The organism is Microbacterium sp. Gd 4-13, assembly GCF_003095395.1.
In the GTDB taxonomy this organism is placed as follows: Bacteria; Actinomycetota; Actinomycetes; order Actinomycetales; family Microbacteriaceae; genus Microbacterium.
In genome coordinates this window covers 319,893-338,341 of the sequence record NZ_QEIJ01000004.1, presented here as the reverse complement: position 1 = coordinate 338,341, position 18,449 = coordinate 319,893, and the positions used below count along the sequence as shown (strand labels likewise).

Here is an 18,449-nt window from a genome sequence, read left to right as displayed (position 1 = left end):
TCACCACGATCGGCGTCGATGAGCACGTCTGGCGGCACACCAGGTTCGGCGACAAGTACGTGACGGTGATCATCGACCTCACCCCGACACGGAACAGGACCGGTCCTGCACGGTTGCTGGACATGGTCGAGGGGCGTTCGAAGGCGGTGTTCAAACAGTGGCTTGCCGGGCGCCCGAAAGAGTGGCGGGAGAAGATCGAGGTGGTCGCGATGGACGGGTTCAGCGGGTTCAAGACCGCCGCCGCGGAAGAGCTTCCCGACGCGGTCCCGGTGATGGATCCGTTCCACGTCGTGAGGCTCGCTGGCGAGGCACTCGACCGGTGCCGGCAACGCGTCCAGCAGGCCACCCTCGGGCATCGTGGTCGCGCCAGCGATCCGCTCTACAAAGCGAGACGCACCCTGCACACCGGGGCGAGCCTGCTCACCGACAAGCAGTCCGCACGCCTGAAGGCGGTATTCGCCATCGAGGAGCACGTCGAGGTTGAAGCGACCTGGGGCGTCTATCAGCGCATGGTCGCCGCGTACCGGGAACCCGACAAGAAGCTCGGCAAGCAGATGATGCAAGCCGTCATCGATGCAGTCAGCAGCGGCGTCCCCGCCGCGCTCGTCGAGATCCGACGCCTCGGACGCACCCTGAAACAACGCGCCGTCGACGTCCTCGCGTTCTTCGACCGACCCGGCACCTCCAACGGCCCGACCGAGGCGATCAACGGACGCCTCGAACACCTCCGCGGCTCCGCCCTCGGCTTCCGCAACCTCACGAACTACATCGCCAGATCACTCCTCGAGAGCGGAGGATTCAGACCCGCGCTACACCCTGGAATGCGATGAGCCGATAAAGATGCGGAATCGGGGATGGGGTGCGCCGATCGCGGAAGCGGGTAGGCCGATCCATCGTGCGTTGTACCGGAGGTCGGCCAGGTCTCCGAGTACGGCGCCAAGCGCCCGTAGAGGTCGGGCTGGCTCGTCTCCCAGACCCCACGGGTCGGTTCCACACTGCGAAGGGTTGCGCCGCCGGGGGTTGCGGTGTCGGGGTTGCGTCGCTCATCGTCGTCTCCTATCGGTCTGGGGCGGATCGCGGGCGCGGAGAGCAACCCGCGAACGTTCTCGATGACAACCCACTCGGGTTGCAGCGCCTCGATCGCTGTCGCCATGTGCGCCCACAGTCCCGAGCGGGTGCCCGGCGCGAGGCCAGCGCGCTTGCCGACCGTGGAGACGTCCTGGCAGGGGAAGCCTCCGCAGAGCACGTCTACCGGCTCGACGGTGCTCCAGTCGATCGTGGTGATGTCTCCGAGGTTCGGGGCGTCGGGCCAGTGGTGGGCGAAGACGCGGGCGACGGGATCGTTGATCTCTGAGAACCAGACCGTGCGGGCGTCGAAGACCTGCTCGACGGCGAGGTCGAGTCCGCCGTAGCCGGAGAACAGCGACCCGACCCGCAGACGGCGGTTGTCGTGTTCTCCGTTCGATTCGTGCATGAGGACTCCGGCGGATCGGTGATCCCCGGCTGTCGCCCACTCGTGAACTCGATGCCGGGCTGGTCACCTGCCAGGTGCTCGGCGCATCTCCCGCGACCAGCCGTGCGCGCCGAGGTCGCCCTGTCCGAAGTCGTCGTGTCCACCTCGCTTCTGAGCCACCACGCCTCTTGCAGATCGAGGTCGCCCGCCCGTCGGGCGCGCGGTCGCTCACCTCTCCTACGAGCGGGCGGAGGCAATACGGTGACGGTTTCGATGCGCGTCATGTCGGCGGGCGATGGCTACAAGTACCTGCTGCGCACGGTCGCCGCAGGTGACGGCGACAGGTCGCTCTCGACGCCGTTGACGAGGTACTACAACGCCGAGGGCACCCCGCCCGGCAGGTGGCTCGGCGCCGGTGTCGCCGGCCTCGGCGGCGGCCAGATCGTGGAGGGCGATCAGGTCTCCGAAGCCCAGCTCCAGCTCCTCGTCGGCATGGGCCGCGACCCGATCACCGGCAAGCCGTTGGGCCGTGCCTACCCCGCGTACCAGCCGGTCGCGGAGCGGGTCGCTGAGCGCGTCGCGGACCTTGACCCTGCCCTGGGGCCGGTCTCGCGGGCGGAGGCGGTCGCCGCGATCGAGGCCGAGGAGGCCGAGCGCGGCACGCGGCGGGCGGTTGCGGGATACGACTTCACCTTCTCCATCCCGAAGTCCGCCTCGGTGCTGTGGGCGGTCGCGGACGCGGGCACGCAATCCCTGATCGGACAGGCGCATCATGCGGCGGTTGCGGAGGTGGTTGCGTTCATGGAGCGGGAGGTTGCAGCCACCCGCACGGGCGCAACCGGGCGCAACGGCGCGGTTGCGCAGGTAGACGTTCACGGGCTGATCGCAACCGGGTACGACCATTACGACAGCCGGGCGGGCGATCCGCACTTGCACACGCATGTCGTCATCTCGAACAAGGTGCAGACCATCCTCGACGGCAAATGGCGCTCGCTGGACGGGCGGCCGATGCACGCAGCGACCGTCGCCTTGTCGGAGCTGCACGAGGCCGTGTTCGCCGACCACCTGACCCGCATGTTCGGGGTCGAGTGGGAAGCCCGCGACATGGGCCGCGATCGGAACCCGGCGTGGGCGATCGCGGGTGTGCCGGAGGAGCTGGTGGCCGAGTTCTCCACGAGGTCGCGGCACATCGACGTCGAGACAGACCGCCTCATCGAGCAGTACGTCACCAAACACGGTCGGCGACCCGCTCCGGCGACGATCATGAAACTCCGCGCCCAAGCCACCCTCTCCACGCGGCCGGAGAAGGAGGTCCACTCCCTCGCGGACCTCACCGCCGAGTGGCGGCAGCGCGCCGACCGCGTCCTCGGATCGGATGCGACCTCGTGGGCGCGCGGGGTTGCGGCGAACGAGGAGCCGCTGCTGCTGCGCGCCGATGACGTGCCGTTGGACGTGATCGCGTCGCTCGGGGGATGCGTGGTCGAGGCGGTCGGTGAGAAGCGTTCAACCTGGCGGCGGTGGAACCTCACCGCCGAGGCGGCACGCCAGACGATGCGCTACAGGTTCGCGACCACCGAGGATCGGGAGGCGATCGTCGGCCTGGTCGTGGACGCGGCCGAGGCCGCGTCGCTGCGGCTGACGCCGCCCGACCTCGCATCGAGCCCCGCGGTGTTCCAGCGACCAGACGGGACCAGCGTGTTCCGGCCGAAGCACTCGACCGTGTTCTCCTCCGAGGTACTGCTGGCGGCCGAAGACCGCCTCCTCGAGCGCGCCCGCACCACGACCGGCCCGACCGTGCCGCTCGCGACGGTCGAGCGGATCGCGGCGAGACCCGACCGGAAAGGACAGATGCTCGGCGATGATCAGGCCGCTGCGCTGGCGAAAGTCGCCGTCTCCGGCCGCATCGTCGATGTCCTCGTAGGTCCCGCCGGGGCGGGCAAGACGACCGCGATGAACGCGCTTCGCCGAGCGTGGGAGGCCGAGCACGGCCCCGGCTCGGTGGTCGGGCTCGCGCCCTCCGCGGTCGCGGCGCAGGTCCTCGCCGATGACCTCGGCATCCAAACCGAGAACACGGCGAAGTGGTGGGACACCCACGAGCGCACAGGCGAGACGTTCCTCACCGGCCAGCTCGTCATCCTCGATGAAGCCTCCCTCGCCGGCACGCTCTCCCTCGACCGCATCACGAGCCTCGCAGCCGAGGGCGGCGCGAAGGTGCTCCTGGTGGGCGATTACGCGCAGCTCCAGTCGGTCGACGCCGGCGGGGCCTTCTCGCTGCTCGTGCATGACCGGGACGACGCTCCTGAGCTGGTCGACGTCCACAGGTTCACGAACGAGTGGGAGAAGGCCGCCTCGGTCGGCCTGCGGCACGGGCGCACCGAGGTCATCGACACCTATACGAAGCACGGCCGAATCCACGGTGGGGAGACTGAGGCGATGATCAACACCGCCTACGCCGCGTGGCGTGCCGACTGGATCGCTGGACGCGCGACCGTGCTGGTCACTGACTCGAACGAATCTGTCCTCGCGCTCAACCAGCGCGCCCGCACGGACCTGATCCTCGACGGCACCGTGAACGCGCTGGGCGAGGTCGAACTGCACGACGGCACGAGGGCCGCGGCCGGGGATTCGGTCATCACCCGGCACAACAACCGACGCCTGCGCGCCGGCCGCGGCTGGGTCCGCAACGGCGACAGGTGGACAGTCACCGAGGTCCGCGACGACGGCTCCCTCACACTCCGCCGCGCTGCGAACCGCTGGGGCGGGTCGGTCGTGCTCCCGGCCGGGTACGTGGCCGAACACCTTGACCTCGGTTACGCGGTCACCTCCTTCCGCGCGCAGGGCATCACGACGGAAACAGCGCACGTCCTGGTCGACGCCTCAATGACGAGAGAGAACTTGTACGTCGCCCTCACCCGCGGCCGTCAGGCGAACATGGCCTACGTCGCCGTCGACAAGCCCGACGACTCGCACGAGGGTCCGCACCCCGGAGACAACATCGAAGCCACCGCACGAAGCGTGCTGTTCGGGGTTCTGCAGCACGTCGGCGCCGAGCTCTCCGCGCACGAGACGATCACCGCCGAGCAGGAAGCATGGGCGAACATCGGTCAGCTCGCCGCCGAGTACGAGACGATCGCCGCTGCCGCGCAACGCGATCGCTGGGCGAGCCTCGTCCGTGCGTCGGGACTCACCGACGAGGAGGCAGAAGCCGCGATCGACTCCCCGGCATTCGGCGCGCTGACCGCCGAGCTTCGCCGGGCCGAGGCCAACCACCACGACACCCAGACGCTGCTCCCGCGCCTCGTGCGAGCACGACGATTCACCGACGCCGACGACATCGCCGCCGTCCTCCACTACCGCGTCGCCAAGGCCACCGAGCGACCCGCAGGCTCCGGGCGCGCCCGCAAGGCGCCGCGACTGATCGCCGGGCTGATCCCCGAGGCCACGGGAACCATGAGCCCCGAGTTCCGGCAGGCGCTCACCGAGCGACGCGACCTCATCGAAGCCCGCGCCACCGCGCTCCTCGATGCCGCAGTCAGCGAGGGCAAGGAGTGGATCGTGGTGCTCGGGAAGCAGCCGAAGCACGAACGAGCAGCGCAAATGTGGCGGCGTGCCGCACGCACCGTCGCGGCGTATCGGGATCGCTACGGGATCGCCGATCCGCTCCCGCTTGGCGCACCTGCGGAGGGCGATGCTCAGAAGGTCGACGCCGCCCGCGCCCGCGCCGCGCTCGACCGGGCACAGAACCTCACCCAGGCCGAGCAGCGAGAGCAGGAAAGCACGCGGCGCACAGGGACTCAGCGCGGCGTTGGGCCATCGCTCTAAGCACAGCAGCCTGCGGCTACTGCTGGTCGGTCCGCTCCGGGGGCTGGATCATCCGCACGTTCGAGACGCCGCCCTGGTTCACGCAGTCTTGGGCGAGGTCGTGGACGTGCCAGTAGTAGTCCAGCGCGGGCTCGACCGCGTTCACGGTGGTCTCGACCGGGGTGTAGTAGTGCAGCGGGGTCGAGACACCGTCGAAGGTCTGACCGAAGTTGTCTGTGGTCAGGATGGTCAGTGGTTGCTCACCGGTCCACTCGATCCCAACTCGTATGTCGTACTCGTCGTTGTCGGTCGCCTCGGCGGTGGCGCGGAGGAGTCCCATGAAGTCCGCGATGCCGCATTCAAGGCCAGTCGACTGAACCTGCGAGCCCTCGAAGTAGCTGTCGCTGCTCATGCGATGCCCGCCTACCGCTGTCGCGAGGGTGACTGAGCCATCGTGGTGAATGCTCATCCACGATTCTCTCCACGTTGACCGCTCGCCTGTCGCGGTGTTGACCGCGACCCAGCGCCGCAGGCCAGGTCGAGGGTTGTGCCTGTCGACGCTCTCCAGCGGATGCACCCCACCTCGGCCTGCGTAGGTCAGGGCCAGTCCCTCGGTCTTGGTCAGCACCGCACGGGCCTCGTCCCGAGTCAGCCGATCCCGGAACCGGGGAACACGGGGATGGGCGACGGCGATCAGCCAGGCGCGCTCGCCCGAGTTGCGCCCACCCGCGGCTTCGGTGAACAGATTGTTCAGTGCCTCGGTGGCGTGGCGTCGCTCATCGAACCGCGCTCGATACATCGCCTCGATCTGCCGCTCCTTCATCCACACGGTGTCCGAGTCGTTGCGCACGGGCGCACCGAAGTAGTCGTTCCTGTAGATCAGATGCGGGCCGTCGAGGCTTGACGGGATCTCAACCACGACGGCGCGTTTGCCCTCATTGCCGAGCCGATGCACGTTTAGCCCGAATACCGGCGGGGAGATGGCGGTGATCGCGGCGCTGCGGAGCGACCGCTCGTGCGCCTCATCGAACTCACCAACGTCGACCCGCTCCGTCGCGGCCTTCTGCGACTCCCGCACGCCGAAGACGATGACTCCTCCGCCACTGTTCGCCATCGCGGCGACATCCTTGGGGAAGTCCGTCTGCGGCAGCCCCTTCGCCGGCGGCAGCTCAGACTTCCAATCCAGGTCGTTCGCCTCGACCACGCCGCCGCTCACCGCCGCATCGAGCAGTTCATCGGTCAACGGCCCCGGTGCGACCCCGAGGGCGCGGTGTAGTGCGGTGAAGGTCATGTTCCAAGCGTAGGGATGCGCGAGGACATCGCCCGAGACTTGCGGACCCGCGCCGCGGTCCTGACGCAACTACAAGGATCGTCCCGGACGACGCGCGGAGCGGCCGACCCCGGCGTCAGGCTCAACCCCTCGCCCGTTGGCTGCGGCGGTCGGGCGGGTGAGGGTGTTGACATCGCTGGCATCGGTGATGAGGGAGGCGATGCCTTCGCGGAGCAGTCGGTGAGTGCCCGAGCTCGCGGCGCTCGTTACCGGGCCGGGGATCGCGCCGACCGGGCGGCCGATCTGGGCGGCGCGGGCGGCGACGTTGAGCGAGCCCGAGCGGTAGCCGGCCTCCACGATCACGGTCGCGCCCGAGATGGCGCCCAGGATGCGGTTGCGGGCGAGAAAGCGCCACTTGGTCGGCGCGGCACCGGGGGCCATCTCGCTGACGAGTAGGCCAACGTCCCCGATGCGTTCCAGCAGCTCGTGGTTGCCTGCCGGGTAGAGACGGTCCAGGCCGCCGGTGAGCACCGCGATCGTCTGCCCTCCGGCAGCCAAGGCGGCGCTGTGGGCGGCCCTGTCGATGCCGTAGGCACCGCCGGCGACGACGATCCGTTCGGTCCTTGCCAGATCGGAGGCGAGCTCGACGGCGACGTGCTCGCCGTACCCGGTGGCTGCGCGGGCGCCGGTGATCGTCACAACCCGATCGTGAAGCGGTGTGGTCAGAAACGAATCGGCCCCGCGCACCCACAATGCGGTCGGCGTGCGGTCGCCCAAGTCGTTCAGGCCGCTGGGCCAGTCGCTCTCACCGGGAACGATGATGCGGAGCCCCAGCCGGTCGGTCTCGGACAGCGCCCGCGTGATGGTGCGCACATCAAGGCGAGGAGCGACCTTCTTCCGCCACAACTCGCCCTCGACCGCATCGACTTTCTTCGGGAACGCGCCGGTGCCGGCGGCCAGGCGCACGGCCTCGGCCGCGCCGACCGCGGCCACGAGCGTGCCCGTCACCGAGTCATCCGGCTCCAGTGTGGCGGCGAGAGCGACCCTGGCGGTTCGCTCGTCCTTGGCGAGAGAGGTGATCGTGACCATGCCCGGCTCCCATCAGACTGTGCCAGGCAGGTGCGCGCTCGGAGTCAGGCGCGAAGCGTGCACCTCTTACGAATGTCGCCCGGAAGTCGTACCCTAGGAGGGAGGCAGCGTTCCAATCCTCTGCGGGTCCTTCGGGACAGTCCCTTCGGGGCCACTCATCATGTTCTGCCTCCTCGACGGAGAAACACGTCTGATGAGAGGCCCAACCATGCTTCGACTGCTCTGGGCGGCAAGCATCCACACCCGCTACTTCCTTCGCCGCTACATGCCGACGAACATCCTGCTCGACCTGATCCGCACTCGCCGCGGCCTCAAGTGGGGTGTCCCGGCGATGCTCCTGGCCGCCCCGTACCTGCTCGCCGCGAGCATCTGCACCAACCTCATCGCAGACGGTGGCCCCGGCTGGCTCAACCTGCTAGTGATCCTGTTCATCTGGAACGCGCTCAAGTTCATCGTCATGGGTCCGGTCAGCCTCATCGTCCTGCTCCGCGTCCACATCCAAGAGGCTGGCGAGCGACGCCGCGTGCGCCGACAAAGCGAAGCCATGAAGTCGGCCCGCTTCGAGGCCATCGGCGCGTAGACAACCAGCAAGCTGAGGGGTGGGCGGCATAGCCGCCCACCCCTCAGCCATCTCCGGCGAGGTCACCTCACCCACTCCCCTCGACGCTCATGGTCTGTGCGTCAGAGATTCCATGTGGTATTCGCTGCAATCCCACCTACATTTTCGCGGTCAGCCAGCCGGCCACGGCGCGGCTACTGCACGCGCGTCAATGCGTGTGCCGGTGGTGAGCGTCGGGGAAGTGCTCGTGCGAGTGCGTGACGGCTGCGTGGGCGTGCTCGTGACGGTGCCAGACTCCCGCCGAGGTCGGCTCGGGGTGTTCATGGTCGTGATGTTCGTCGTCGTGCCGGTGCCAATGGTCGTGCGTCATGGGCTCGTGGGTGTGCTGGTGCTCGTGCCGTTCGGTGAAGTGGAGCCACACGCCAACGCCCATCAGGACGGCGGCGATCAGGAGCGGGATCGTGATGGCCTCCCCCATGAACAGGGCAACGACGGCACCGAAGAACGGGGCCACGGAGTAGTAGGCGCCCGCGCGTGCCGTCCCCACATGGCGCATGGCGACGATGAACAGCACGAGACTCACGCCGTAGGCGAGGAGTCCCACTCCCATTGCGGCGGCGATGCTCCACACGGGCGGCAGGGTCGCGCCGAGCAGGAATGCCAGGCCCAGGTTGACGGGGCCGGCGACACCTCCCTTGACCGCGGCCAGCCAGGTCGCGTCGGTGAGCGCGACCTTCCGGGTGAGGTTGTTGTCGATGCCCCAGCACAGGCACGCGGCCAGAACCGCCAGCGACGGCCACACCTCACCGAGCTGCGCCTGCCCGGTCGGGATCGACAGCACCACGGCGCCGAGGACAATCGTGCCCATGCCGAGCGCGATCCGGCGGTCCACGTTCTCGCGAAACACGACCCACGCCAGGACCGCGGTGAAGACCCCTTCGGCGTTGAGCAGCAGCGACGCGCCCGAGGCGGGCATGTTCGACAGTCCGAACATGAGCAGCACCGGGGCGAGCATCCCGCCGAAGAACACCGCTCCCGCAAGCGGCAGAAGCTCATGCCGCTGAAGCCGCACCCTTGGCAGCCGCCGCACGAGCCGGTAAAGACCAAGCCCCAGACCGGAGCCCGCATAGAGCAGGCCCGCGAGCAGCCACGGAGAGACTTCTCCGAGCAGCAACTTGGCGACCGGCGTTCCCGCGCCGAACAGCAGAGCCGACGCGATCCCGGCCTGGACGCCGATGTTCCGTATGCCCATGCTCACACTCTCGACGCTAGTCCCGAAGATCGGTCCACCAATAGCGGTGTCATTCTTTGCATGTGGTATTCGCTGCAATCCCCCTACATTTTGATCGTCAAATTATACTCCTGATCTGGTCTTCTTCATCCGAAACGAATCGTCCACTTGGACGAGACCTCGGCCGCGTGAGGCCCCGGACGACATGGCGGGAACCGCTCCTCGACCCAGATACGCCTAGGGGTCCACGGCGCACTGTGGGCAGAATGCAGCGCCGCCAGAACTCGAGCCAAACGAATGCCGGCGCCGATCAGTACGGCCGTGCAGTCGGAGACGACTCTCTCTTCCACAGCCGTAACGTTCCTACGATCAACCGTCGGCGGGGCCGTCAGGCTGGTTGCGGTGGAGGAGCGCATGAGCGGCGTCGGCGAGATTGCGCCAGCTCTCCGCGAGGCGTTCAAGGTCGGTGATCCGGAGCTGAAAGCTCTGTGCTGCTGCGCCGCGACCTCCGATTGGAATGTGCCAGATCCAGAGGGCGGCGGCGCCAAGAGAGAGCGCACCATGAATGATGCGGTTGCGCCATTCATACTGCTCCTCGTAGCCTGCGAGCACCGCGGCGAGTGCGGGGTCGTTGGAAGCGTGGTCGGCCAGCGCCCCCGTCAGCTGCTTCCCGCTCAAGCCTCGCGAACCTGGTTGCTCACCTTTCGGCGGGACGAGCCTGCCCAGAAGAGTGTCTACGCGCCCCCCATAGAACACGATACGGCCGAGCAGGATCGCGACCTCATCAGGGACCTCGTCTGCTTCCACAGCCGTATTCTTGTCCATAGTGTTGGTGCGGATTTTCGCGATGCTCGCGCCGTTGGAGTCGACATTCGCGATGCACCGGCTCCAGATGTCCGCGGCTAGACTCCGTTCATGACAGCCCGAATCACCGAGGGCAAGTGGGCTCCGCTCCCTGGATCACTGCCCGACACCGTCAACGCTGACACCGTGTATGTGATCCCGACGCGGGCACCCACACAAGGTAGCGACATACCTCGCTACACCGACACGGTGAGGTACCTGCCTAAAGTCGCGCGATCAGCGGGCGCGCCCGTGGAGTTCGCCACTCCGAGCGGCACTCGCGAGTATCTCGCGGAGTACAGCGTGGACCCGGAGATGTGGTCGCTCGGCCTGGCTTGCCTGCAGATGGCGAGCGATTGGCTCATCTTCACCGTCACGCTCTTCATCAGCTATCGCGCGGACTCTCAGGGATGGAAGCAGGAGGAAGCCAGTCAGCTTCCTCTGAGAGTGACCGTGGCCGAAACGTCGACCGGCCGCAACTACGAGATCGAAGGCCGCGGCGCCGAGGTCGTTGAGGCGCTGAAGGCACTCCAGCAGGGACAAGGCGGGGGCGGAAGCCAGGGGAGCTGACGTGGCTGAACGAAGCGGGGGCAGATTCAAGATGCTGATCATGCAGGCCGGGCCGATCCCGCCGTCAGGCGGTCCCCTACGGGAGAGGTACCTGGACCACCACGGCCGAGAAGCGCTTGAGGTCGCAGCCTCCGAGTACGCCGCCGCCATCGAACTACTGGGTGACCGTGCTCCATCCATACCCTCGCTAGATTTCGCGCTTATCGAACCTGACGAGGATGCGCGCCGCGCCATTCAACGCGACAAGCGGGCGCAATGGATCGAGTTCTGGTCGGAGACAAACCAGTCGACGCTCGACGCCGTCGAACCGCACATCAAGAAGTCGGTCAACGCTGCGATGGACGCCTTGAACTACCTCGAAGATCACGAACTCATGGAGGTAGCGCATGCAGCCATCCATCGCGCGGCGTTCCTCAAACGCGGACTCTTCGGCTGTCCGGTCCTGCTTCGCGACGACGAGTACAGGACGGACTGTCCAATCAACATCTCGCATCTTCGGATGGGCGTATCCGCTGGGCTCGTCAGCGACTTCGAATGTTCGATATGCGGGGAGCTGGTCGAGGACTGCGACCACCAGATGGGTCAGCTCTACCCGAAGGTTGCTTCACGCACCGACGAGGGCACGTGCACCATCTGTGACTCTGTCCACTGCGAGCACTCTGAGGGCGAGATCTTGCTCGTCCGAGCACACGCGAACGCGTTGAACATCAGAGCGGCCGAGGTCTCATTCGTGGCCCGCCCAAGATACCCGCTGGCCAGGATCGTCGAAGAATCGAAAGATATGGGGCCCCTACATGACGACCCCCGCCTGCGCGATGCCGCCAAACACGGCAACCTCAACTGCGACGCAGATCTCGGGCCTTGCAAGGGCTTCAACGAGATGAAGAACTGGGACCTCAATGACATGTCACAGTCAGGCGACGGTGAGAGTGAACAAGTCGACGAAGTCTGAGGCTGTCAGGCCAGCTCCAAGCCCTCACCCGGCCAAGCACTGACCAAGATCAGATGTGATGTACCCCAATCTCCTCACTGAACATGCGTGCGCCGGTCGGTCGCGACGCTGCTTTGCCACTTCTAGCGTCGGCGCATCACTCGTTCGCGCCGAACAACGTGACATCTCAGGTCGGTCGATCGCCTCGTCGGCCGCTAGTGCACGCTAAGGTCGCGATCAGCGGGCACGTGTGCCCCGCGCGCGACCCCGGGGAGATCTCGTGCGATTCAGTAGCCACTTCGGCGTTACCAAGACGGCCGCCGACGACTGGTTCGACTGCGAACTCTCGACTGACACGCCACTGTATGTCGACCCGTTCCTGGTGTTCGAGGACGAGGACGCATTCTGGGCTGAGACGCGCGACATCGTGGTCGCGTTCTTCAGTCTGGCCCTCAACTTCGTGCGTCTGGCGGAAGGAGACGAGACCTCGCCGCATTGGCTGAAGGCCTTGCGGATGCTGCGATTCCCCGAGCCAAGCGAGTTCGCGCTGGGCCTGTCAATGGGGCACCCGAAAGGTTCAGGTGCCGGGTTCAAGTACGCACGCAGAATGACCGAGGCACTCGACCTACTCGCGAGCCGTGGAATCGACAAGCTAGAGCACATCCAAACCTTCTCGCTGTTCTGCGAAGGGCTCGGCGTCGACCGGATCAGCGACATCTTCTGTGACATTGTGAAGGGCAAGTTCGTCGAGTACACCCAGGCGATGGCCACGAGCCACGGGGTCAAGATCGAGGAAGTCCCGATGCGCGCAGCACGATGGGGCAAGACGACCGGGCGTTGGGACATGTTGCGCGTTGAGCTGCCGAAGAGCCCTGTCACCGAAGAGGGCGTCCTCCTCGTTCCGAAACGATTCCTGAAGGACATCCCGGTCGTCACGCCTGACTCGTTTTGGACGTGGGCTGACGCCAATGTCGGGCCGGATCTTCGCGCAGAACTCAACTACGAACTCAACATCACGCTCTCCAAGACCGAAAAGCAGGCGGCAGGGCACCGGGCGGCATGGAAGCACCCTGACCTCGTGGTCGACTATCTCAACGGCGTGGCCGCGCAGGATGACCACCCCTACGACGTGGACGTCGACCCTAAGAGCCTCGTCAAGTGGGCGGAGATCGGGCGCGCTGCCGCCGCCAAGCAGGAGCCTCTGTCGGCCCCGACCACGAAGGACGACTTCGCCAGGTGGGTGGTAGCGCTCGCTGAGGAGTTCCAGCACGCCGTGGAGCACACCGACTTGTGGATGGCGCTTTGGAACGAGGGCAGGACGAAGCCGCTACCAGAGAAAATTGTCCAGGCGATCGCATCCACGCTGTTCGCCGCTCACTGCCGCTACGCCGACGTGAGCCTTACCCGTGAGAGCAACATCGGGCGTGGACCGGTCGACTTCAAGTTTTCGCAGGGCTGGGACAAGTCCGCGCTGCTCGAAGTGAAGTTGATCCCGAGCACGCACTTTTTCTCGGGGGCGTCGAAGCAACTGCCGCAGTACATGACCAGCGAGCGGGCCACTATCGGCGTCTACCTCTGCGTCGGGTACTCGGACGCGGACTTCGACCCGAAGCGCACTAAGCCCATCGAGGACACCCTTGCCACGCTTCGCAAGCAGAGCGGATGGACGCTCGAAGTGGTCTACGTCGACGCTCGACCGGGAACCAAGCAGTCCGCCTCGAAGTTGTAGCCAGGCCCTAGGCTGAAGCTCTCTTCATCGGACTTCTCAACGTCGAGGAGGTTGGCAGTGGGATCAGGGTTCAGGACACTTCCGCCGGAGATCAAGGCACAGATCGACGCTATCGGCGACGTCAGATTCGTGTTCGGTGCGGCACGTCGCCATAGCCCCGAGCAGCAGGCAGCGTGGGTCGACGCGTTGGGCCTCGATGAGGTTGATGACTCGCAATGGATGGGTGTGCCAAGCGTCAGCACGGGACGCTGGTCGAAGTGGAACATCACGGGCCGGCTCAAGGTGAGGCGGGATCTTCCGAAGGTCTGGCACTCGTGGAGCATCGAGGCTCCCGACTTCCAAGGGGGCGGGACTCACACGGTCTCGTTCGGTCGCGAGGTCTTTCAGAAGCAACGGCTGTATGGGCGACAGATCGAGGCGTCCGTGGCCCTGGTGGATGAGCCGGTCGCCACCCTCGTCGGCACGGTTCTGCTCGAACTCCGGGGACCCTATGACCCTGCGAACGATGACGAGTACCTGTATGCCGCCTCGCTGGCGAGGACATGGTTCGGCAGCGTCTCAGTCCTGCCGTTGGATGAGGCTGGCGTCCCCCAGATCCCCGACTCAACCTTTGGCTGGGAGTTCCTGCCGGACGGAACTCGCGAGGAGACCCGCGTGCTGCTGGAGCGTCGATTCGGGCCGCGTACGTCACGGGACGAGATCGACATCATGATCGACAGGCTCGTGCGAGTGCAGTCGCTTCGGCCAGAGCAGCGAATGGTCGGCACGACGGGTCTGCAGCGCTATATCGGCTACCAGTTCGGTCCCGACTTCGTGGCGTTCGAGAACCCCAGGGTCGGGAACGCGTTGTACATCCTCCGAGGTGACTGGCAGGAGCTCAGCCAGTTGTCCCGCTCGCAACTGCTCGCTTCACGTCAAGGCGAGTTTGATCGGATCATCCACACGGCCAACTGGTTCGACAAACTGCGCTTAGCCGTGTTCGACTACCGCCAGACTCGCTAAGAATCTTGCGGGGCGTCACGTCCCGTCGGAGAGCGCTACTGCGGTAAGTAGGTATTCTTCCAGCCTCTGTGGTGCTTGCGGGATGCGCCGCTCTCGCTCCGCCATTCACCCGACACCGGGTTCGATGATGGTTGCGGAGTGAGGAGCTTCGTGGGTCGAACTCGGCTACGCCCGCACCAGGCCGCGGCGGGTGGTCAGGAGGTTCACGTCTTTGGCGGTCGATTTCGGCTCCATCTTCGCGATGATCGCCTTCTCTGTCTCCGGGGTCCAGAAGACCTGCAGGTACTCGCGAGCGCGGGTGATCGCCGTGTAGAAGATGTTGTGTGTGATCGCGTCCTCGTTCGCGTCGGTGATGACGATCTTCACGGACTCATACTCAAGGCCTTGAGCACGGTGGATTGAGACGGCGTAGGCGACCTGGAACGGCACCGAGGTGTTCGGGGCGGCGTCGTCATCGTCGCTGTTCGCTAGTTCGTACACGTCGAAGGCAACAACCGAGTCATGCAGCCAGGTGAGGTCCAGGCCCCAGGCGTCGAGTTCGGTGACGGTGCGGGCGAGCTCCACTTCGAAGCGGATCCAACCGAGTTGTCGGTCGATGCCGACGATGGTGCCCTTGAGATTGTTGTAGATCAGCCCTTTGAAGCGCTCGCTGTCGTTGAAGACGATGGGGTCGCCCACTTTGAAGGTCGCCGGGCCCCAGTCGATCGGCGGGTTAGGGTTGCTGCTCTGGAGGAATCGGTTGACGTTGTTGATGCCGTAGAGCCCGTCGTAGTTGAGGCAGAGGATGATCTCGTCGTCCCGCCGACGCCCGAACAGCTCCGGACTGAGCGGGGTCGAGTAATGGCCGCGCGTCATCGTCTCGGTGATGTCCTCGCTGAGACCGCGGACCTTCTGCCACAGGGCGAGCAGCTGAGGGTTGTCGGAACGCCACGGCTTGTCCAGTTCAGAGACCGACGAGGGCGGCACGAACGAGCGCATGATGCTGAACCAGTTGCCGAACTGGATCGACTCGATCTGGTAGACGTCACCGACGAGAAGCAGCAGCTTGAACTTTGTGTTGCCCAGCACCTCGAGTAGATCCTCGTTGCTGACGGTGCTGCATTCGTCGATGACGAGGACTTCGTACTCCGTCGTGGATCCTGAGTTCCAGTTGTGGCTTGCGATGGTGCGGAACTCGGCGTGTTGGGTCTGTACCCGGCGGCGAAGGTTGTCGACGGCCGGATGCGTGTTCGCGAGGAACAGCATCGGCTTGCCGTTGAAGTAGTTGGCGATGTAGTTGATCATCGTCGACTTGCCTGTCCCGGCGGCGCCGTAGACCAGCGCGACACGTGACTCTGTGTAGAGCGACTTCAGCGCGGCGGCTTTCGTTGGATCATCAAGCGGGGTTTGAAGCTCGTTCATCCATTTCGAGAGCGCTGATTCCCATCCCCCCACGCCGCTGGTGGTGTGGCTTTGCAGCTTCTCGACGATCTGGACGACGTCGTTCTCGTAGCCGCGGATGAAGACGTGCCCGTTCTGGACTTCCAGCCAGCGGGCCTGATGTCGCGGATTGTTGTAGAGAAGCGCGTTGTGCTGGTCGATGAGCGAGATGACGTCATCACCGAAGTCATCGAGTTCGGACAGCGGGGTATAGAGCATGCCGCGGCGATCGACGTTGTTGTTGATGCGCCGGGCGAGCATCTCGTGGGCGCGGTCGGTCGGGTCGATCGCTTCCAAGAGGTCCCAGAAGCGTGCTCGGTGGCCCATCGGGTAGGTGCAGAACGGCATCTGCTCGAACGGGATGCAGCCCCATTGGAGATGGAGGTTGGATAGCTTGCCGCAAACGTTTGGGTTGTACTGCTTGCGGATGACGACGTTGCGCATGGACAGCAGTAAGTAGCGCAGGAGCAGGTAGCCGGGTCGGGTGTCTTGGATGATGCGGCGTGCGTCGTCGAGCGTCGGGTAGATGGTCGGTGTCTTCGTGTCTGTCAGTACCCACGCCTTGATGCGTTCGTAGTCGGTGTCTGGGAGGTCGATGACGTCTAACAACGTTGACCCGGTCCGGGTGAGGTAGCGCATGAGGTTCTTGTACTCGTTGCTGGTCGTGCTCACGCGCGAGCGTGGTCCGAAGAAACGGGAGAAGTTCTCGAACTCGCAACCGCGGATGGACACCTCCCACGCCGTGACGAGGATGATCGGCATGGTCTGGCCGAGCACTTCGATCTCGTCATTGCGTAGCGTCAGGCTTGCGGCGTGCTTGTCACTGATGTCGTGCTCGGTGAAGGCGATGACGTGGTCGAATTTGCTGATGCTGGGTCGGTCCGAGGGGGTAGCGAAGGTCACCTCGTAGTAGATCCGTCCGCCAGTGAAGAATGGCCGTGTCTTGAGGACGTAGTAGCGCGATGAGCGGTCGCGGGGTGATGTCGCGTCGCGGGCGGCCTGGACACGTTCGGCGATCTTCTGGTGGTACTCCCGGAGCGAAGGGTCGAGATCGACCGGAAAGTCCTCCAAGTTGTGCAACACGTCGAGCTCAAAAGTTCTGCTGAGGAGGTCGCGGACGCGGTGGAGATACTCGTAGTACTTGAGCATCAACCGCTCGGAGCCGTCACCGTCAAAGGTGTAGTGAGAAGTACTTGGCTGGAGCAGCCGGTAAAAACGGCTGAGGAAGCTGAGCTTGCCCTGCGTCTTGAGGAACGCGAGGCCAGCCTCGATGGCGGCGTAGTCGTGTTCTGTGGAGCCGTCCTTCGTGTGAAGTAGCACGGCGACGCCTTCAACCAGGTTTCGCAGCTGGGACAGCATGTTCTGCGACAGCAAGGCACGATCGTCTGAGAGCGCAGTGATGTTGTTGCAGATCACGCCGTCAATGCTGCGCAGGTGTGTCTCGACGCTGCTCACGTTGTGCCTCCTCGTTCCGGAGGGGCGGCGCGCTCACGGATGCGCAGCACATCCGCGACCACCAAGTAGGTCTGGACAACGCATGTGTCGACTTCATACGTCGTCACCTCGGCGTGCACGCCCTTGCTGGCAAGCTCGTTGAGCGCGCCGAGGCGTGCACCGATATCTTCGAGCGCGGCCTGAACGACAGCGCCGTTCTCATGCTTGCCGACCGTCTCCGCGACATACTGCACGAGCCGGTTCACGAACTTCGCGTCGTCAAGCACCCGGGCTTTCCCGTCGAAGCCTGTGACCGGTTCCGAACTAGCCGGGTAAAGCTGGTCTGCCAGAGTCTTCAGTACTCGCCGACAGGACGTCAGCGCGTGAGCCCGGTCCTCGTCGCCCCCGTCCTTCAGCCGGCGATACGCTGCTTGAAACTGTTCGAGGGCCGGGGGCGCGATCGTCGTCAGTTGCTTGTCGACGTATGACCGCAGCCGGTCGAACGTCTCCGCCGTCGCCTCCCCGAACGTGAGCTCGTACTCGGTTTCAGTCAGGAACTCCCAGAGGCGGTCCTTGATGCGGGCAAGCACAGCTTCCAGCGGAATACGTGACTCGACCAGACGCGCACGGCCCTGCGCCTGCTCGGCCACATGCTTGCCGAGATCGTAACTGTGCATCCCGTGCGGCGGCGGGACGAGCGTTGCCGCCTCCTGCTCCCGCAGCATCTGTGCTAGCTCCTCGATTTGCTGGACACTGCGAAGGTTCGCCTCCTGCTTGTCGGGCAGCGTCCTCCGCCGGATGTAGCCGTCGTACTCCGCCTTCCACTTCACACTGGCCTCACGACTCGGAATCGTCTTGAGCAAGCGAGCCGCGAGGGTCTCGCGCGTCGCTTCCGATTTGTTCTTGAACTCGTTGGCGATATCCGTCGACTCAAGCGATAGCCAGGCGAGCGCCACAGCGTCGCCCCGCAGCGACGCGACACGTTGACACCGCCGCGTGAGTGCGGCGACCGTTACGGCAGGGTCATCGAACCGATCCATCGTCTCCTGGACAACGGCGGAAGCACGGTCGACATCAGGCACGTTTGAAGGCTAACGTCCCGACAAGTTCCGTGGTTG

Annotated in this window: 14 protein-coding genes; 7 read left to right on the top strand and 7 right to left on the bottom strand. The window is 65.4% G+C overall.

Annotated elements, in window-relative coordinates; all coding sequences use genetic code 11:
• Positions 1 to 830, top strand: an 830-nt coding sequence (locus DEA06_RS10525; protein WP_116647929.1) for an ISL3 family transposase, incomplete at its 5' end; no start/stop codon positions are given.
• Here DEA06_RS10525 and DEA06_RS10520 read toward each other — a convergent pair.
• Entirely contained in the window at positions 764 to 1,474 is a 711-nt protein-coding gene (locus DEA06_RS10520; protein ID WP_240606907.1) for a DNA cytosine methyltransferase, read from the bottom strand. The two genes, DEA06_RS10525 and DEA06_RS10520, sit on opposite strands and share 67 nt — an antisense overlap.
• A gap of 252 nt (positions 1,475 to 1,726) precedes the next feature.
• Here DEA06_RS10520 and mobF point away from each other — a divergent pair, with 252 nt between their 5' ends.
• Positions 1,727 to 5,275 (top strand): MobF family relaxase, encoded by a 3,549-nt coding sequence (gene mobF / locus DEA06_RS10515; RefSeq protein ID WP_116647928.1) that lies wholly within the window; start codon positions 1,727 to 1,729, stop codon positions 5,273 to 5,275.
• Between the two features lie 16 nt (positions 5,276 to 5,291).
• Here mobF and DEA06_RS10510 read toward each other — a convergent pair whose 3' ends face one another.
• The gene (locus DEA06_RS10510; protein ID WP_116647960.1) at positions 5,292 to 6,545 is read right to left on the bottom strand and encodes an ATP-binding protein; all 1,254 of its coding nucleotides are present in this window, start codon (positions 6,543 to 6,545) and stop codon (positions 5,292 to 5,294) included.
• Positions 6,546 to 6,614: 69 nt separating this feature from the next.
• Positions 6,615 to 7,613 (bottom strand): DNA-processing protein DprA, encoded by a 999-nt coding sequence (gene dprA / locus DEA06_RS10505; RefSeq protein WP_116647927.1) that lies wholly within the window; start codon positions 7,611 to 7,613, stop codon positions 6,615 to 6,617.
• Positions 7,614 to 7,821: 208 nt separating this feature from the next.
• Between dprA and DEA06_RS10500 the strand changes: the two genes are divergently transcribed.
• The gene (locus tag DEA06_RS10500; protein ID WP_116647926.1) at positions 7,822 to 8,193 is read left to right on the top strand and encodes a sulfate permease; all 372 of its coding nucleotides are present in this window, start codon (positions 7,822 to 7,824) and stop codon (positions 8,191 to 8,193) included.
• A 187-nt stretch (positions 8,194 to 8,380) separates the two neighbouring features.
• Here DEA06_RS10500 and DEA06_RS10495 read toward each other — a convergent pair whose 3' ends face one another.
• Entirely contained in the window at positions 8,381 to 9,424 is a 1,044-nt protein-coding gene (locus tag DEA06_RS10495; RefSeq protein WP_116647925.1) for a DMT family transporter, read from the bottom strand.
• Between the two features lie 348 nt (positions 9,425 to 9,772).
• Complete coding sequence (locus tag DEA06_RS10490; RefSeq protein ID WP_116647924.1) at positions 9,773 to 10,210, bottom strand: hypothetical protein; 438 nt, start codon at positions 10,208 to 10,210, stop codon at positions 9,773 to 9,775.
• A gap of 108 nt (positions 10,211 to 10,318) precedes the next feature.
• Between DEA06_RS10490 and DEA06_RS16380 the strand changes: the two genes are divergently transcribed.
• The 4 genes from DEA06_RS16380 (at position 10,319) to DEA06_RS10470 (ending at position 14,478) form a co-directional block, all read left to right on the top strand.
• The gene (locus tag DEA06_RS16380; protein WP_133241747.1) at positions 10,319 to 10,816 is read left to right on the top strand and encodes a hypothetical protein; all 498 of its coding nucleotides are present in this window, start codon (positions 10,319 to 10,321) and stop codon (positions 10,814 to 10,816) included.
• Position 10,817: 1 nt separating this feature from the next.
• Positions 10,818 to 11,768 carry a hypothetical protein gene (locus DEA06_RS10480; protein WP_133241746.1) on the top strand — a complete coding sequence of 317 codons (951 nt, stop codon included), beginning with the start codon at positions 10,818 to 10,820 and terminating at the stop codon, positions 11,766 to 11,768.
• A gap of 259 nt (positions 11,769 to 12,027) precedes the next feature.
• Positions 12,028 to 13,476 (top strand): hypothetical protein, encoded by a 1,449-nt coding sequence (locus DEA06_RS10475; protein WP_116647921.1) that lies wholly within the window; start codon positions 12,028 to 12,030, stop codon positions 13,474 to 13,476.
• Between the two features lie 57 nt (positions 13,477 to 13,533).
• Entirely contained in the window at positions 13,534 to 14,478 is a 945-nt protein-coding gene (locus tag DEA06_RS10470) for a hypothetical protein (protein ID WP_116647920.1), read from the top strand.
• A 165-nt stretch (positions 14,479 to 14,643) separates the two neighbouring features.
• Here the strand turns inward: DEA06_RS10470 and DEA06_RS10465 are convergent, their stop codons facing one another.
• Both DEA06_RS10465 and DEA06_RS10460 read right to left on the bottom strand, forming a co-directional pair.
• Positions 14,644 to 17,352, bottom strand: coding sequence for an ATP-dependent RecD-like DNA helicase (locus DEA06_RS10465; protein WP_116647919.1), 2,709 nt, complete (start codon positions 17,350 to 17,352; stop codon positions 14,644 to 14,646).
• Positions 17,349 to 18,413 carry a hypothetical protein gene (locus DEA06_RS10460; protein WP_133241745.1) on the bottom strand — a complete coding sequence of 355 codons (1,065 nt, stop codon included), beginning with the start codon at positions 18,411 to 18,413 and terminating at the stop codon, positions 17,349 to 17,351. The genes DEA06_RS10465 and DEA06_RS10460 overlap by 4 nt, the downstream gene beginning before the upstream one ends.
• Positions 18,414 to 18,449 lie beyond the last annotated feature (36 nt).

Coding starts and splice junctions, on each gene's coding strand:
- DEA06_RS10495 (WP_116647925.1), bottom strand. CDS start 9,424: ATGGGCATACGGAACATCGGCGTCCAGGCCGGGATCGCGTCGGCTCTG.
- DEA06_RS10510 (WP_116647960.1), bottom strand. CDS start 6,545: ATGACCTTCACCGCACTACACCGCGCCCTCGGGGTCGCACCGGGGCCG.
- DEA06_RS16380 (WP_133241747.1), top strand. CDS start 10,319: ATGACAGCCCGAATCACCGAGGGCAAGTGGGCTCCGCTCCCTGGATCA.
- mobF (WP_116647928.1), top strand. CDS start 1,727: ATGCGCGTCATGTCGGCGGGCGATGGCTACAAGTACCTGCTGCGCACG.
- DEA06_RS10520 (WP_240606907.1), bottom strand. CDS start 1,474: ATGCACGAATCGAACGGAGAACACGACAACCGCCGTCTGCGGGTCGGG.
- DEA06_RS10500 (WP_116647926.1), top strand. CDS start 7,822: ATGCTTCGACTGCTCTGGGCGGCAAGCATCCACACCCGCTACTTCCTT.
- dprA (WP_116647927.1), bottom strand. CDS start 7,613: ATGGTCACGATCACCTCTCTCGCCAAGGACGAGCGAACCGCCAGGGTC.